Origin of the sequence: Arsukibacterium perlucidum DSM 18276 (assembly GCF_000382165.1) — a bacterium.
Taxonomy (GTDB): Bacteria; Pseudomonadota; Gammaproteobacteria; order Enterobacterales; family Alteromonadaceae; genus Alishewanella; species Alishewanella perlucidum.
In genome coordinates this window covers 85363-100702 of sequence record NZ_KB907713.1, presented here as the reverse complement: position 1 = coordinate 100702, position 15340 = coordinate 85363, and the positions used below count along the sequence as shown (strand labels likewise).

At 49.5% G+C, this 15340-nt stretch carries 15 protein-coding genes, 1 tRNA gene and 1 pseudogene; 14 read left to right on the top strand and 3 right to left on the bottom strand.

What is annotated here, in order from left to right; all coding sequences use genetic code 11:
• From H141_RS0111285 to H141_RS0111275, 3 genes and pseudogenes are all read left to right on the top strand, one after another.
• Positions 1-249, top strand: a pseudogene (locus H141_RS0111285) (IS3-like element ISAzo10 family transposase); the annotation flags it as partial.
• Between the two features lie 52 nt (positions 250-301).
• Positions 302-1141 carry an ion transporter gene (locus tag H141_RS0111280; protein ID WP_019676375.1) on the top strand — a complete coding sequence of 280 codons (840 nt, stop codon included), beginning with the start codon at positions 302-304 and terminating at the stop codon, positions 1139-1141.
• Positions 1142-1178: 37 nt separating this feature from the next.
• Positions 1179-1604 (top strand): hypothetical protein, encoded by a 426-nt coding sequence (locus tag H141_RS0111275; protein WP_019676374.1) that lies wholly within the window; start codon positions 1179-1181, stop codon positions 1602-1604.
• A 65-nt stretch (positions 1605-1669) separates the two neighbouring features.
• Here the strand turns inward: H141_RS0111275 and H141_RS0111270 are convergent.
• Positions 1670-1756, bottom strand: a tRNA-Leu gene (locus tag H141_RS0111270).
• A gap of 152 nt (positions 1757-1908) precedes the next feature.
• Between H141_RS0111270 and H141_RS0111265 the strand changes: the two genes are divergently transcribed.
• Positions 1909-2649 carry an outer membrane protein OmpK gene (locus tag H141_RS0111265; protein WP_019676373.1) on the top strand — a complete coding sequence of 247 codons (741 nt, stop codon included), beginning with the start codon at positions 1909-1911 and terminating at the stop codon, positions 2647-2649.
• 52 nt (positions 2650-2701) lie between these two features.
• On the opposite strand, the gene H141_RS0111260 is transcribed toward H141_RS0111265, so the two are convergent.
• On the bottom strand, positions 2702-4012 hold the full coding sequence (locus tag H141_RS0111260) for a hypothetical protein (protein WP_019676372.1): 1311 nt from the start codon (positions 4010-4012) through the stop codon (positions 2702-2704).
• Between the two features lie 399 nt (positions 4013-4411).
• Between H141_RS0111260 and leuA the strand changes: the two genes are divergently transcribed.
• The 8 genes from leuA (at position 4412) to H141_RS20935 (ending at position 12301) form a co-directional block, all read left to right on the top strand.
• Positions 4412-6013: a 2-isopropylmalate synthase gene (gene leuA, locus H141_RS0111255; protein WP_019676371.1), complete on the top strand. Its 1602-nt coding sequence runs from the start codon at positions 4412-4414 to the stop codon at positions 6011-6013.
• Entirely contained in the window at positions 6010-7086 is a 1077-nt protein-coding gene (gene leuB / locus H141_RS0111250) for a 3-isopropylmalate dehydrogenase (protein ID WP_019676370.1), read from the top strand. The genes leuA and leuB overlap by 4 nt, the downstream gene beginning before the upstream one ends.
• The gene (gene leuC / locus H141_RS0111245; protein WP_019676369.1) at positions 7086-8534 is read left to right on the top strand and encodes a 3-isopropylmalate dehydratase large subunit; all 1449 of its coding nucleotides are present in this window, start codon (positions 7086-7088) and stop codon (positions 8532-8534) included. Before leuB ends, leuC begins: the two co-directional genes overlap by 1 nt.
• Positions 8531-9133 (top strand): 3-isopropylmalate dehydratase small subunit, encoded by a 603-nt coding sequence (gene leuD / locus H141_RS0111240; protein ID WP_019676368.1) that lies wholly within the window; start codon positions 8531-8533, stop codon positions 9131-9133. Before leuC ends, leuD begins: the two co-directional genes overlap by 4 nt.
• Positions 9134-9291: 158 nt before the next feature.
• Positions 9292-9549, top strand: coding sequence for a hypothetical protein (locus H141_RS0111235; RefSeq protein WP_019676367.1), 258 nt, complete (start codon positions 9292-9294; stop codon positions 9547-9549).
• Positions 9546-9950: a DUF2784 domain-containing protein gene (locus tag H141_RS0111230; RefSeq protein WP_019676366.1), complete on the top strand. Its 405-nt coding sequence runs from the start codon at positions 9546-9548 to the stop codon at positions 9948-9950. Before H141_RS0111235 ends, H141_RS0111230 begins: the two co-directional genes overlap by 4 nt.
• A 123-nt stretch (positions 9951-10073) precedes the next feature.
• The gene (locus H141_RS0111225; protein WP_019676365.1) at positions 10074-11324 is read left to right on the top strand and encodes a S1C family serine protease; all 1251 of its coding nucleotides are present in this window, start codon (positions 10074-10076) and stop codon (positions 11322-11324) included.
• Entirely contained in the window at positions 11312-12301 is a 990-nt protein-coding gene (locus H141_RS20935; protein WP_019676364.1) for an FHA domain-containing protein, read from the top strand. Before H141_RS0111225 ends, H141_RS20935 begins: the two co-directional genes overlap by 13 nt.
• Positions 12302-12381: 80 nt before the next feature.
• Here H141_RS20935 and H141_RS0111215 read toward each other — a convergent pair whose 3' ends face one another.
• A complete protein-coding gene (locus tag H141_RS0111215) occupies positions 12382-13335 on the bottom strand; it encodes a hypothetical protein (RefSeq protein WP_019676363.1) in 954 nt (317 codons plus the stop codon).
• A 195-nt stretch (positions 13336-13530) separates the two neighbouring features.
• Between H141_RS0111215 and H141_RS0111210 the strand changes: the two genes are divergently transcribed.
• On the top strand, positions 13531-14163 hold the full coding sequence (locus tag H141_RS0111210) for a trimeric intracellular cation channel family protein (RefSeq protein ID WP_019676362.1): 633 nt from the start codon (positions 13531-13533) through the stop codon (positions 14161-14163).
• The gene (locus H141_RS0111205; RefSeq protein WP_019676361.1) at positions 14153-15340 is read left to right on the top strand and encodes a DUF418 domain-containing protein; all 1188 of its coding nucleotides are present in this window, start codon (positions 14153-14155) and stop codon (positions 15338-15340) included. The genes H141_RS0111210 and H141_RS0111205 overlap by 11 nt, the downstream gene beginning before the upstream one ends.

The following is a 15340-nucleotide window of genomic DNA, read 5'->3' as shown; positions in this document are numbered from 1 at the left end:
TGGATGCTGGAGTTCACGCGCTTTTACAATTATGAGCATCGCCACAGCGGCATAAGATTCGTGACACCGGCGCAGCGTCATAAGCAGCAAGACGAGGCACTACTGGCAAAGCGTAAAGAGGTGTATGAACAGGCGAAATCAGCGTATCCAGAGCGATGGGCTGGCAGAGCAACAAGAAACTGGAGCCCTATAGGGCCAGTAAGTCTGAATCCAAATCGGGAAATCGTGCCGGTTCAGGCAGCAGCATAAAACGGGAAAATCGGACAACTACCTTGAAAAACTCCGTGTTAGTGAGGTTGAAATGAGCATTGAAGCGGTTGTTATACCTGCGGACTCAATTCGTCAGCGTATACAATTTTTCATTAACAATAAGCTTGTACAGCGTACTTTGTTAATACTAATCTTACTAAATGCTGTGACACTTGGTTTGGAGACTTCGGTTCCTGTCATGTCTTCGATTGGCCAATATGTGCTTATAGTCGATGGCATCATTCTTGGTATATTCGTTATTGAAATTCTGCTTCGTTTATTCGTCTATCGTTTTGCATTTTTCAAAGATGGCTGGAGTATCTTTGACTTTATTGTGATTAGCGTTGCTTTGATCCCATCAAACGGCCCATTTGCTGTTTTAAGAGCTCTAAGAGTTTTGCGCGTATTGCGCGTAGTTAGCTTTATTCCATCAATGCGAAAAATAGTTGGAGCCTTGATTCAATCACTAAATGGCATGCTGTCAATCGCTATGGTATTAGCCCTTATTTATTATGTTTCCGCTGTTATGGCGACAAAACTTTTTAGTGAAGCATACCCAGACTGGTTTGGAAATATTGGGGCGTCGTTATACACACTTTTTCAAATCATGACATTAGAAAGTTGGTCAATGGGCATTTCCCGACCAGTTATGGAGCAATTTCCATATGCTTGGGCATTTTTTATTCCCTTTATACTTATTGCTACCTTCACTATGCTAAACCTGTTTATTGCGGTTATTGTCAATGCCGTGCAAACAATTAATGAAGAAGATAACAAGAAAATTGAGGACGAAGAAAAAGCAACTCAACGACAACTGTATAACCAAATGCAAATGCTACAGCTTGAGCTGAATGCTCTGCGCTGCGAGCTTAAAGGAGTTCGAAATTTATAGATGATGAGTGATCTTAAGTTAATTAAACGAGGTGAATATGAAAATTGCAGTTTTAACAATTTCTTTGGTTGTCCTACTGTCTGGTTGTGATAGTGCAAATCAGATGCTCGATAAGGCTCAGGAGACAGCAAATCAGAAAGTTGAATCGCTTCAAAACAAGATAGAGAATTTTGATATTGAAAGCTTTAACAGCGAGTTGTTTAAAAGTGCTCCAGAGCTTGTGTCGCAGCTTAATGCAGCAGTCAATGATGCGCTAAATGCTGATCTGAGTAATATTGCTGAGGTCAACAGACTTAAAACAAGCATCAAAAATGTGTACTCTTGTCTCGTTGCAGCGTCTTCTGCTGATACCGCACAAGATGTAATGCAAAAATTATTAGCGAACATCACAAACGCAGAAATTAGACAGTTAATAGAAAGCGGCATAGAGGAAGGAAAGCCGAACCAAGAGTGTGTAATGTAACGACAGAATTTTTTCAAGCTATTGAGATTGCTCAGAAAAGACTCAATAAAAACAGAGGGAATAAATGGTGCCCGGGGCCGGACTTGAACCGGCACGCCCTTTCGAGCGAGGGATTTTAAATCCCTTGTGTCTACCGATTTCACCACCCGGGCAGAGTTGCGTTGCACTGAAAAGTGCTGGCAGAACGGCGCGCATATTATGTAACCTTGCTGCAATATGCAAGTTATTTTTCGTCAGTTACACCGCAAGGTGCTGAGTATTAAGCTATAAGATACCAAGTTGAAACAACAAGCTGGTACTGGCTATGCAGAAAGTGCAACTACGCGCCTTATATGCCGCGTTTGCTATACCGGCGCTAAACTGCTTGCCGCTGAGTGCAGACGTGTTATGGCAGGACTTTAGTGCCACTTACCTTAACGGCAGCAACTATCGCGTTGACGGTCCGAAGAAACAGGTACTGACTCTGGAGCATGTGGCAACGACCAGCTGGGGTGACAGCTTTTTGTTTTTTGACCACATGCGGGCAGATTACCGCCGCCGCACTAACTATGCTGAATGGTCACCGCGATTTAGCTTTGGCAAGTTAAGTGGCAAAGCGCTGCAGTTTGGTATTGTTAAAGATGTGTTGTTTACCAGCACCATTGAGATGTCATCGGCGCGCACCAATTTTCTGTACGGGATAGCCACTGACTTAACCGTGCCAGGCTTTAACTACCTTAAAATGAATTTTTACCGGCGTAACAACGATGGCGTGGCCGATAATTGGCAGCTAACCACCACTTGGGCAGTGCCGGTTAGCCTGGGGCAGCAGCAATTTCTGCTGGATGGCTTTATTGACTGGAGCAGCGCCAGCGCTCAGCAAAACGCCAGTTTTAATGCTACCTCGCAGCTAAAATGGGCACTACACCCTGTACTGGGGCTGCAAAACAAGCTGTATCTGGGCGTGGAATATGTATACTGGCGCAATAAATACGGTATTGCTGACAGCCCGCAATTTCGGACTCATGAGTCGAATATCAACTTACTGGTTAAAGCGCACTTTTAATCGCAGCGGTACAAAGGCCCGTCAGCGCAGGCCGTTGTGTAGTTCACCAAATTTACCAGTCTATTGATGATGGGATCCGCGGCGATGACAACAGCTTAATAAAGCGGGCCCAGCGCTCGTCATGATCATCAGTTTGTTCAACATACTGTTTTACCAGTTCTTTGCCCCAGTTGTAGTTAATAACATAGGCGCCGTAGCTGTCGAAAAAGCGCAGCCGTTGCCGGGCTTCGGCTTCACTGTTCAGGCTGTATTGCTGTAACAGCGCCACTGCCCGTTCGCCGTCGATATCGCCATTTAAGTACTGGCGGGCAATTTCGTTACCCACATAGCTAAGGCGGGCCATTAATTTCAGGAAAGATGCGTATTGCGCCGCCGTATCCGGATCTAACCCGGCCAGCGGGTACAGGACGTCACGTTCAAATTCCAGTTTCTGCTCGCCCGGAAAGGCCAGTTCAATTCCGTAATTGGCCGTGCCTTCGGCAATTAACGATTGCGGGCTATACAACGGGTACACGCTGAATTCCTGCCAGCCTAATTCATCCACCAGTTTATGCTCCAGCAGTGCATTGTAAGTGTGGTGCCCCGGGTAGCCCTCGTGGCAGCCTAAATCGACAGCGCGGGAGATATCAATCGGCCGCTCGCTGTTAATCTGAATTAGGCTATACGATTTGCCTTTGTACCAGTTATAACCACTCCAGGGCTTATCCTGCACGTATTCCAGACTGAAATCTTCACCGTCAGGCAAGCTGATATAAGCCTGGGTGCGCTGCCGGCACTCACTAATCGCCCGCTGAAAAACCAGATCCAGCTTGTCGGCCGGGATCACAAAGTTTTTGCGATAGGCGACTACCCGCTCGGTTAAATTACCGTCGCCCGGCACAATTGCATCAATACCGGCCAGCACTTCGTCAAAATCTTCCAGACGATAATTGGGCGGCGTAGTGTCGTACAACGCCTGGGCCTGAGCTTCAAAATTGGCTTTTTTGCCGTTGCTTAAGCTGTCGGCATGAAAAGCCAGCGCCTGCAGTTGCTTATCCAGATAATGCAGCCGTAGTTTACGCATCTCATTATCAGCCGCAGGCTGGGTAGCAATTTTTTCAAGCAGGCTTTTCGCTTCAGTAGCAATGGCAGCTGCGCTGAGGCCAAGGGCAACGGCTTCATCCCGTAATTGCTGCGGGCCATAATAGGCATCAACATAATTACTGTCGTGCTCACCCAGTGCCAGCACCAGTTGCATATACTGGCGGGCAATATTATCAGGGTCGACGCTGGCTGCTACCTGCGGCTCAGTCGCTTTACCACAGGCCGTAACCAGCGCCAGACTGGCGGTTAGTAACAGCGGCTTAAACAGTTGAAATCGCATAATCAACCTCCTTAATATGTTAACGAATTTATTGATTTTTATGCAGTTAGCCTAGCGCTTAAGCTGGCAAGCAGCAACTTTTTAAGTATTTCACTTATCTGCCCTGGCCAATAATTTTTTCTGTTTAGCCATCTATACTGTTGCAGTTAAAAAATAACCATGTTATTACTATTGGCGTCTTGCTAGAAAGTAACCAATACGAGCAATCAATGAATTTACAACGTCACGTTTCTATTATCAGCCTCCTCGTGCTCCTCACCGGCGCGCGGGGTGTGGTTTATTGGTAGAAACGTAACGAACCGATAACGAAAAACCCCGTGCCACTGGCCGGGGTTTTTTGCATTAAAGCCCCCGCCATAAGTTGCCACCGACACCGATTAACGGAACAGGAAACACAAGATGAGCGGCGATAATAAAATCTGGATCTTTGATACCACCTTACGTGACGGCGAGCAGGCATTGCGCGCCAGCTTAAGCCAGAAGCAGAAAATTCAGCTGGCCCACGCTATAGCGCGGTTGAAGGTGGATGTGATGGAAGTGGGCTTTCCGGTATCCAGCCCGGGCGATTTTGACTCAGTGCAACGGATTGCCCGCGAAGTAAAAGGCCCGATTATTTGCGGCCTGGCCCGCGCCGTCGCAGCCGATATTGAAGCCTGCGGCGCAGCCTTAAAAGACGCTGAACAGCGCCGTATTCACACCTTTATTGCCACCTCGCCGCTGCATTTACAATACAAATTGCGCAAAACCCTGGCCCAGGCCAGTGAGCAGGCGGTGGCCGCCATTAAACTGGCCAGCCGCTACACCGACGATATCGAATTTTCCTGTGAAGATGCCGGCCGCACCCCGATTGATGATTTATGCTGGATAGTCGAGCGGGCTATTAGCGCCGGCGCCACCACCATTAATATTCCCGATACCGTCGGCTATACCATTCCGAATGAGTTCGCTGCCATTATCAGCACCTTGCGCAATAGAGTACCGAATATCGACAAAGCCCGTTTAAGCGTGCATTGCCATAACGATTTAGGCCTGGCTGTAGCCAACAGTATCAGTGCTATTCAGGCCGGTGCCCGTCAGATTGAATGCACGGTAAATGGTATTGGCGAGCGGGCGGGTAATTGTTCGCTGGAAGAAGTGGCGATGATTATCAACACCCGCAAAGACGTATTAGCACCGCTTTACACTGATATTAAAACTACTGAGATTTACCGAAGCTCTCACTTAGTCAGCCAAATCTGCAATATGCCAATTCAGCCAAATAAGGCCATTGTTGGCGAAAACGCTTTTGCCCACAGCTCCGGCATTCATCAGGATGGCGTACTAAAAGCCCAGAATACTTACGAGATTATGGCACCGGAGCAAGTCGGTATTCGCCAGAACGAGCTGAACTTAACCTCGCGTTCGGGCCGGCATGTTATTCAGCATCGCTTAGCTGAACTGGGGTACACCCATGATGACTACGATTTAGAAGCGGTATACAAAAGCTTCGTCGCGCTGGCTGACCAAAAAGGCCGGGTATTTGATTACGACTTAGAAGCGCTGGTGTTTTTTGAAAACATGCAGGAGCAAAATGATTATTTTGCGCTGGAGTTTTTAAGCTCATCTACTCATACCGGCCATATTGCCAGTGCCACCGTTGGCTTACGCTGCGGTGATCAGGTGTTTACCGAAGCCGCCACCGGCAATGGCCCGGTTGAAGCCGCTTTCAGCGCTATTTCCCGCATCAGCAAGCTAACTATCAAGATGGTCGATTTTAACTTACAAGCCAAAGGCAGCGGCGAAGATGCGCTGGGCCAGGTCGATATTATTGCCGAGCATGAGGGCCGGCGCTTTCATGGCGCCGGTTTAGCCACCGACATCGTGCGCAGCTCGGTGCTGGCTTATGTTCACGTGCTGAATATGATCCAACGTGCTCAGACCATTGATGCCCACAAGCATGCCCGCCAGACCCATGGCCGCGAACAGAACATAGTAAAAATTGCAACAGGTGAACAACAATGAGTAAGCACTACAAAATAGCCGTGCTGGCCGGTGATGGCATTGGCCCGGAAGTCATGGTTGAAGCAGAAAAAGTATTACAGGTGGTGGCCGACAAATTTCAGTTTGGCTTAACCTTAACTCCGGCATTGGTGGGTGGCGCTGCTATTGATGCCACCGGCGAGCCGTTACCGCCACAAACCTTGTCGGTATGTCAGCAAAGCGATGCTATTTTATTTGGTTCGGTCGGCGGGCCGAAGTGGACAGGCTTAGCGCCGGACAAGCAACCGGAGCGCGGCTCGTTATTACCGCTTAGGAAAACCTTCGATTTATTCTGTAATTTGCGCCCGGGCCAGATCTACCCGGCTTTTGCCGATTTATCGCCACTGCACCCGCGGGTCAGCAGCCTGGGTATGGACGTGTTGTGCGTGCGCGAGCTGACCGGCGGCATTTATTTTGGTGAAAAGGGTCGCAGCGACACCGATGCGTTTGATACCCAGCGCTATAGCGTGGCAGAAATTGAGCGGATTGCCCGTGTGGCGTTTGAGGCCGCGCAAAAGCGCAGCAATAAAGTCACCTCGATAGATAAAGCCAATGTGCTGCAAACCAGTATTTTATGGCGCGAAACGGTCGAGCGGGTAGCGCAGGATTACCCCGGGGTAACCCTGGAGCACATGTACATTGATAACGCTGCGATGCAATTGATTCGCAGCCCGCAGCAGTTTGATGTGCTTTTGTGCGATAACCTGTTTGGCGATATTTTATCAGACGAAATTGCCGCCATTGCCGGTAGTTTAGGTTTGCTGCCATCGGCCAGTTTAAATGGCAGCGGCTTTGGTTTATATGAGCCAGCCGGTGGCAGTGCGCCCGATATCGCAGGCAAAGGCATTGCCAACCCTATTGCCCAGATTTTAAGTGCCGCCTTAATGCTGCGCTTCAGCTTTGGCGAAGAAGACGCCGCCCGGGCGATTGAGCAGGCTGTGCAGCATTGTTTAGAACAGCATATCGTCACCCGTGATATTGACCCGAAATCCACTTATGGCACGGCTGCTGTTGGCGCCGCTATTGTTGCCACCTTGCGCCAGGAGCATAACTGATGGCCCACAATTCTTCGACAAAGACGCTTTATCAAAAAATCTACGCCAGTCATGTGGTCGGTAAGTTAAACCCCAGTACCGACTTATTGTTTGTCGACCGCCATTTAATTCATGAGGTGACCTCACCACAGGCATTCTCCGGTTTAAAGCTGGCCAACCGCAGTGTGCGCCGGCCCGACTTAACCTTTGCCACTATGGACCATAATGTCTCAACTCAACGGCGCAGCATAGACGCTGCCGGTGAAACTTCACGCAAACAGCTGGAAGCGTTAGCGACTAACTGTAGCGAAAACAACATTCCTCTGCTGGATTTAACCCATCCTGATCAGGGCATAGTCCATGTTATCGGCCCGGAGCAGGGCTTAACCCAGCCCGGGATGATTATCGTTTGCGGTGATTCGCACACCTCTACCCACGGTGCTTTTGGCGCGCTGGCCTTTGGTATTGGCACCTCAGAAGTAGAGCATGTGCTGGCCACCCAAACCCTGCCACAGCAACAGGCAAAAACCTTAAAAGTTGAGATAAATGGCGAACTAAGTAGCCATGTTACGCCAAAAGACGTAATTATGGCGGTAATTGGCAAACTGGGTACAGCCGGTGGTAATGGTTATGTGGCTGAGTTTTGTGGTAGTGCTATTGCAGCAATGAGCATGGAAGGACGGATGACATTGTGCAATATGAGCATTGAAATGGGCGCCAAGGCCGGCTTGATTGCACCCGATCAAACTACTTTCGATTACATCAAAGACAAGGCCCATGCCCCGCAAGCTCAGCATTGGGACGCCGCCGTACAATATTGGCAAAGCCTTTATTCCGACGCTGACGCGGTGTTTGACCATACCGTCACCATTGATGCCAGTAGTATTACGCCGCAAATTACCTGGGGCACCAACCCGGAGCAGGTTATGGCAGTTGATCAAAACGTACCCTCGCCTGCCAGCTTTAGCGATGCTACCAAGCGCGAAGCCGCCGAGCGGGCGCTGGCTTATATGGGGCTTGAGCCCGGTCAGAAACTGACCGACTGCCAGGTCGATGTAGTGTTTATAGGCAGCTGCACCAACAGCCGGATTGAAGACTTACGTGCTGCCGCCAGCGTGGTGCAGGGCAAGCAGGTTGCTACGGGTGTCCGCGCCTTAGTGGTGCCAGGCTCCGGTATTGTAAAGCGCCAGGCAGAGGCAGAAGGTTTGGCCGATATTTTTAAAAGCGCCGGTTTTGAATGGCGCGAGCCAGGCTGCAGCATGTGCCTGGGGATGAACGATGACAGAGTAGAGGCAGGCCAGCGCTGCGCCAGCACCAGCAACCGTAACTTTGAAGGCCGCCAGGGCCGCGGCGCCCGCACTCATCTGGTTAGCCCGGCGATGGCCGCCGCAGCAGCAATTGCCGGTAAGTTTGTTAACATTGCGGCGCAGGCTCCGGCAGCCGCGACAGTAGCGGGAGAACAGGCATGAGTAAGGTATTTGCAGAGGGTTTAGTTTGCCCGTTAGATAAAAACAACGTGGATACTGATCAGATTATCCCAAAGCAGTTTTTAACCAGTGTCAGCCGCGACGGTTTTGCCGAGGCGATGTTTTTTGACTGGCGCTATTTAGCCGATGGCAGCCCCAATCCTGATTTCGTGATCAATAAACCGGAATATGCCGGCGCCAGCATTTTGCTGACCCGTGCTAACTTTGGCTGCGGTTCCAGCCGCGAACACGCACCCTGGGCCATTCAGCAGTACGGTTTTAACGTCATCATCGCCGAGAGCTTTGCTGATATTTTCTTTAATAACAGTGTTAACAACGGCATGTTATTAATTCAGTTAAGCAAAACCAATATCGACTTATTGTTTAACCGTTGTCAGCAAGGGCCGCAGCATTGGCAGATTGATTTAGCCAGTCAGGAGATTATGTTTGGCAATAATGCTGCTCTGGGCTTTAAAATTGATGCCGATATTAAACAGCGCCTGTTAGCCGGGCTGGATTTTATCGGCAGCAGCGAGCAGCTGAACCCGCAAATTGCTGACTTTGAAAAAAGCCGAAAAGCCAGCCAGCCCTGGCTGGGGTAGTGCAGTACTAAGATTTATTACAAGCGCACTTTAACATTTAGTAGGTGCGCTTGTTTATATCCTCGCCAAATCATTAACCGTTATATATCATCAACAAACCCGGGGCAGGCTAAACAAGCTGATGCATAGTCGACATTAACAACATACAAGGAAGCAATATGCAGCACAGAGCGAAATTAACGTTGGTTGCGCTAGTTGCCGTTATGACCGCAGGTTGCGCCAGTAACAACGTAAAGCAGGCAGCAGACGACTTTGCCAATGGTGCTGTCAGTAATGCAGAGCACCGGCAGCAACACCCTGGTCAGCATGGTAATGCTGACAATCGCCTTAAAAAAGAAGACTCAATTGCCGGCATTTTTAATATTGGCCTGCAAAGTATTGTCAGATTGTTTAAGCCAACCGAAGAGCAGAAATGACCGCTCCTGCAATACTGTTATTGCTGGCCGATACCATTCTGGTTATTCACGTGCTGTTTGTACTGTTTGTGGTGCTGAGCCTGCTTGCCATTTACCTGGGCTATTTTTTGAAGTGGCGATGGGTGGCTAACAAAACCTTTCGGATTCTGCATTTAATGGCCATTGGCATAGTGGTATTGCAGTCCTGGCTTGACATGATTTGCCCACTCACAATCTGGGAAATGGCGCTACGGGAAAAAGCTGGTGCGGCAACTTACGCCGGCTCTTTTATTCAGCATTGGTTGCAATATCTGTTGTATTACAGCGCACCAGACTGGGTATTTATTGTGCTCTATACCAGTTTCGCTTGTCTGGTGTTATTAAGCTGGTATCTGCTGCCTCCCCGCCAATTTAAAAAATAACAAACTTCAGGGCGACAGCACTAAACAGTAAAACGTAAAACCCTTTGCAGAATAACGCATAGTAACTTGTATTTCTGGCTGCAAGCCGCTAATTTGGCCACTTAATTAACAGGGATGCAAACTATGTGGTATAGAGTGTTTTGCGGATTAGTGTTGGCGCTGGCCCAGCCAGCTGTTGCTGATACCGCGCAAAGTGTGTTTAGTAATTATCAGGATGCGCTGATCCAGGTGCAGGTTATTGAAAACCAAACCCAGCGTAAGTCGGCTATCGGCAGCGGTTTTTATGTCAGCGGTGACTTACTTATCACCAACTACCATGTTATCGCCGAGAAAATTCACTCAGAACAGCAATATCAGTTAATGGCCAATCTTGGCAGCGATAATAAACAGCAACTGGATATTATCGCCGTTGACGTGGTTAACGATTTAGCCCTGTTGCGCGCGCCACAGCAACAAAGCCGCCAGTTTAGCCTGGCAAATGGCCTGCCCGCTCAGGGCGAACAGGTGTTCAGCCTCGGTAACCCACATGACTTAGGCATGGTAGTAGTGCCGGGTACTTTTAATGGCTTGAAACAACAGAGCTTTTACCCGCGACTGCATGTTACCGGCTCAATAAACCCCGGTATGAGTGGTGGCCCCAGCGTCAATAGTGACGGCGAAGTTATAGGTGTGAATGTCGCCACGGCCGGCAATCAGATTGGCTTTGTGGTGCCGGTTGCTCAGGTTAGTGCGTTGCTGGCGGCGGCAGGCAATACCGTGCCGGATATTGCCACTTTACAGCAGCAAATTCTGCAGCAGTTGCTGGCCAACCAACAACAAATGCTTAGTCCGCTGCTTAGTAAAGACTGGCAAATGCAGGCACTGGGCAAGGGCCTGGTGCCGGAAGATATTGCCCCCTTTGTCCAGTGCTGGGGACGGGCAACTGAGCAGCAGCAAGAAAATGGTATCGATACCGCTACCGCCAGTTGCGGCCAGAGTGAGCAAATTTACCTGAGCTCAGGCCTGACAACCGGTAAGCTGGAAATGCAATTTGAATGGCTGGATGGCAAAGACTTACACCCGCTGAAGTTTAACCATCATTACCAAAGCCGGATCAGCTACAGCGGTGCCGACAACCGTGCCGGCAAACATGATGTAACCAACTTCAGCTGTCGCAGCGACATCGTTGCGCTGGCCGGTGTGGCAACCCGGGTTATTTTCTGTGTCCGGGCCTATAAAGATTATCCGGAATTATTTGATGCGCTGTACCTGGCTGCTACCGTTGCTCAGCAACAGCAAGGCTTTGTCAGCCACTTTACCCTGGCTGGGGTAACCCGGGATAACGCCAAAGCTTTTGCCCGTAAATTTATGGAGGCCGTGGTATGGCAATCCTGATTGAATTGTTAAACAGCCAGGGCCGGGTTACCGAGCGACATAAATTCAACCAGCCACAAATTAGCCTGGGCCGTGGCTATAACAATGACATTATTCTGCTTGATCCGCACAGCTGTGCCGAGCACGCGGTACTGACCCTGAATGAACAACAGCAATGGCAGCTGACCGATATGCACTCGGTGAACGGCGTGCTTAACCAGCGCGGGCAGCGGGTTAGTCAACAACCTATCAGCCAGTCAGGCCAGGAGTTCACCCTTGGCAAACAACGACTACGCATCCTGTTCAGTGACCATCCGGTAGCGGCAACCCAACCGCTGCACGCCGCAGAGCGCTTATTCCAGCTGTTAAGCTCACCACTTTTGCTGCTTGGCGCCATGTTACTGGTTGCGCTCAGCCTGGGTTACGAATTCTGGTTAAGTGGTATAGGCGAAGACAGTCAGTGGCACAAACAACTGCTACTTATTCCGTTTATTATGCTGATGTTTGCGCTGTGGCCATTATTGCTTGCGGTATTGGCCCGCTTCAGTGGCCGCGAACCACGCCTGCGATCGCAACTTACCCTCACTTTCAGCCTGTTAGTATTGTGGTCTGGCTGGCAAATACTGGCAGCCCTACTTAACTTTAACCTGAATAACAGCTTGCTTGCGGCGGGATTAAGCTATTTGCTGCCAACAGCGTTGTTAGTCGGTTTTTTCTGGTTAAGTTTTGCCTTAATGAGTATTCAGCGCCGCTGGTTACATATTGGCCTTACCCTGCTGTTAAGCAGTATTTACTGGATATACCCATGGACGCAGCAACACAACCAACATTATGCGCCGCAATACCAGCATCAGTTATTGCCGCAGGCATGGTTATTGCGCCAGCCGGCTACCACAGAAAGTTTGCTTGAGCACAGTGATAGCTTATTCGCTGAAACAGCAGCAGAAGCCGAACAGGCCCGCGCTAAGAAAGCAGCAAAACAGGCCAGCATTGATTAGGCAATGTTCGGTGCTTAATAAAAAAGGCAGCTAAGCTGCCTTTTTTATGCGGTTATGTGCCGAAACACAGCATGCCAGTGTTAGTTTGCAACCATTTTCAGGTTAGCAAATTTAATCATTTGCTCTGGTGTTTGCAGCTCGGCCATTAAGGCACCGGATTGCACAGCATCAAAGCTCAGCGGCTCGGCAAAGCTGACGTTTACTTTTAGTTTTTCTGGCTGGTTAATAAAGGTAGTCAGGCTTTCTTTCATTTCCAGTGGCAGGTTTTCATCTGCCGTTACCGCCATTAACGCCATACCTTGCAAGGCTTCCAACGGCGGCATTTGGCCCTGGGCACTACCCATTGCTACCAAACGTTCAATAAAGCCGTTATTCGTTACAACCAGCTCACCACTTTTCAGGGCGCCTTTTACCAGGTTGGCCATGACATCTGCCATGTAGCTGTCAGACATGCTTAGCTGCTGTTGCTCTTCCGGCGTTTTCTCGCTGATATCGCGGGCGAAAGCCCAAAGTTCCTGCATTTGGGCAAAAGAGACATTATAAGCCAGACTGAATTCATCGTTAATCCGGGTATCCTGGCTAAAATACAGCTCACCAGTAGCTGGGGTATATTCGTAGCTGTAGTCGGCATGCAATGCCACGCCCTGCACAAAAGCACTCATATCCGGTGGTAACATTGCCAGCATCGGCTCGGCCACTTTAGCACCAACCAGCTGGGCACTACCTTTATCTGCTAAGCCCTGTGGTTTTAAACCCACAGCGGTGACTTTTTCAATGGTGGCTACCTGGCCCATACCAGCAATGCTGACATCAACACCTGTAACGCTGTAGCTGGAGGTTAACACATTGGCCGACACATCCTGATAGCCAAGGCTAATTGCTGGCATCAGGCCGGTTGCTGCCATTTCTGCATAAGACTTATTTGCCAGCTCAATTTGTTCTTTGATGGCATTTTCAGCTTGCGAATTGGCGTAATAAAAGCCCGCAGCGGCGGCAACCACAACAATACCGGCACCAACAACTAATTTATTCATAGTAATCCTTTATTCACTATTATTTATCAAACGTATTATTTACAAAAGCGTGAAATCGTAGCACAACACTCTGTCCAGCGAAAAGGCAGTCGTTAAACTATTTTATAAGTTGCTGCTACTACTCGAAAACATTTACCTGCTGGCGAAAGCCTGCTAGCGTGCTGTTATCTTTTCCCGGCTTAAAAAAACCGCAACATGACCACTTACTTTTTCTGGTTTGATTTACTGGGCGTTGCGGTATTCGCGGTGTCGGGAACCCTGGCGGCATGGCGTAATCAGATGGATGGCTTTGGGGTAATAGTGCTGGCCAGTGTTACAGCCATTGGCGGCGGCACCCTGCGCGATCTTATGCTTGATGTCCCGGTTATCTGGATAAACAATAATAGTTATTTCTACGCTATTTTTATTGCCGCGGTGGCGACTATTTTACTGGTGCGCAACCGCCTGACTATTCCAAACAATACCCTGCAGATCCTTGATGCTATTGGCCTGGCATTTTTTGTGATTATGGGTACCCAGAAAGCGCTGGATTATGGCACTTCTACCCTGGTGGCCATTATGCTCGGCACTATGAGCGGCGTATGCGGCGGCATGATCCGTGACGTACTGTGCCGGGAAATCCCGATGGTGTTTCGCGGCGAGTTATATGCCGTCACCTGTCTGGTCGGCGGCGGTGTTTACACCAGCCTGCTGGCGCTGGGCGCCGGCCAGTTGTCTGCCATGCTGGCCGGTATGTCAGCATTATTATTACTTCGGCTGGCAGCGATTAAATGGCACATTACCATCCCGGTGTTTAGCAAACACCATAACGAATTAAATGAGCCCTGAATTGCAGTCAGCAAATAATTCTACCAATAACAAGCAACGGCTTATTCAGCTCGATATCATTCGTGGCGTGGCGATATTAGGTATTTTGCTGGTCAATATCTTCGCCTTTGCCAACCCGCCGGATTACTCGCACAGCCTGATCTGGCAACCAGGCGTCAGTAACATGGATATCGTGTTATTTAATCTGCAGACGCTGTTATTCTCCGGCCGCTTTTTAACCCTGTTTAATCTGCTGTTTGGGGTAAGCCTGTGGTTAATCGTCCAGAAATATGGCGAGGCCTACTTAAACCGCCGTCTAAAGTGGCTGGCGGTGTTTGGCCTGCTGCATATCAGCTTTATCTGGTTTGGCGACATTTTGCTCTGGTACGCGCTTACCGGCATGCTGGTATTAAAGCAGGGCTACCATAAACTCGATAGTGCAGCGTTGTGCCGCAAAGGTGCTGTGCTATTTGCTATTTCGCTGCTTATGCCGGCGTTGTTCAGTTTATATCTGCTGCTGGCTACCCCACCACCGCAGCAGCCCTTAACTGCTGAGCTGTTACTGGCACAGCAGCAACTCTGGACCGGCCCCTATCTGGCTCAGTTAACAGAGTTATTATGGCTTAACCTGACAATGCTGGTAGGTTTTGGGTTAAGCCTTTACTGGCTGATGGCGGCGCTGATGCTGTTCGGCATGGCATTGTTTAAAAGCGACTGGTTTAGCCAGGGGTATTCGCGCCGCACAACGACACTGTTATTTCTGGCTGCCTTTAGCATCAGTAGCTGCACGGCGCTGCTCGACCATCTCAGCGGCTATGGTTACGACCTGGCGATTATGCTGCCGTGGGCGCAAATCAGTGCCCTTATGATGGCGCTGGCCTTTGCCAGCGCGTTGATTAATGCCCGGCATAAACTCAAGTTGCAGCATTGGCTGCAACGCTGGCTGGCACCCTGCGGCCGGATGGCCTTTACCTTGTATTTAAGCCAGAGCCTGTTAATGGTATTGCTGTTTAAAGTGTTTAAACCCGACTGGTTTGCCAGCCTCGACCGGCTGGCACTACTGGGTATTGCGGTTGGCACCATCATCCTGCAACTACTATTTTGCCGCTGGTATCTGCAGCACTTTGCGCAAGGCCCGCTGGAGTGGTTATGGCGCAGGTTGAGTAAGCAGCCTGCGGCTACCAGTCAAGCTGAGTAA

Excerpts from the sequence above, each read along its gene's own strand:
- H141_RS0111280 (WP_019676375.1), top strand. The coding sequence starts at position 302 with ATGAGCATTGAAGCGGTTGTTATACCTGCGGACTCAATTCGTCAGCGT.
- H141_RS0111275 (WP_019676374.1), top strand. The coding sequence starts at position 1,179 with ATGAAAATTGCAGTTTTAACAATTTCTTTGGTTGTCCTACTGTCTGGT.
- H141_RS0111265 (WP_019676373.1), top strand. The coding sequence starts at position 1,909 with ATGCAGAAAGTGCAACTACGCGCCTTATATGCCGCGTTTGCTATACCG.
- H141_RS0111260 (WP_019676372.1), bottom strand. The coding sequence starts at position 4,012 with ATGCGATTTCAACTGTTTAAGCCGCTGTTACTAACCGCCAGTCTGGCG.
- leuA (WP_019676371.1), top strand. The coding sequence starts at position 4,412 with ATGAGCGGCGATAATAAAATCTGGATCTTTGATACCACCTTACGTGAC.
- leuB (WP_019676370.1), top strand. The coding sequence starts at position 6,010 with ATGAGTAAGCACTACAAAATAGCCGTGCTGGCCGGTGATGGCATTGGC.
- leuC (WP_019676369.1), top strand. The coding sequence starts at position 7,086 with ATGGCCCACAATTCTTCGACAAAGACGCTTTATCAAAAAATCTACGCC.
- leuD (WP_019676368.1), top strand. The coding sequence starts at position 8,531 with ATGAGTAAGGTATTTGCAGAGGGTTTAGTTTGCCCGTTAGATAAAAAC.
- H141_RS0111235 (WP_019676367.1), top strand. The coding sequence starts at position 9,292 with ATGCAGCACAGAGCGAAATTAACGTTGGTTGCGCTAGTTGCCGTTATG.
- H141_RS0111230 (WP_019676366.1), top strand. The coding sequence starts at position 9,546 with ATGACCGCTCCTGCAATACTGTTATTGCTGGCCGATACCATTCTGGTT.
- H141_RS0111225 (WP_019676365.1), top strand. The coding sequence starts at position 10,074 with ATGTGGTATAGAGTGTTTTGCGGATTAGTGTTGGCGCTGGCCCAGCCA.
- H141_RS20935 (WP_019676364.1), top strand. The coding sequence starts at position 11,312 with ATGGCAATCCTGATTGAATTGTTAAACAGCCAGGGCCGGGTTACCGAG.
- H141_RS0111215 (WP_019676363.1), bottom strand. The coding sequence starts at position 13,335 with ATGAATAAATTAGTTGTTGGTGCCGGTATTGTTGTGGTTGCCGCCGCT.
- H141_RS0111210 (WP_019676362.1), top strand. The coding sequence starts at position 13,531 with ATGACCACTTACTTTTTCTGGTTTGATTTACTGGGCGTTGCGGTATTC.
- H141_RS0111205 (WP_019676361.1), top strand. The coding sequence starts at position 14,153 with ATGAGCCCTGAATTGCAGTCAGCAAATAATTCTACCAATAACAAGCAA.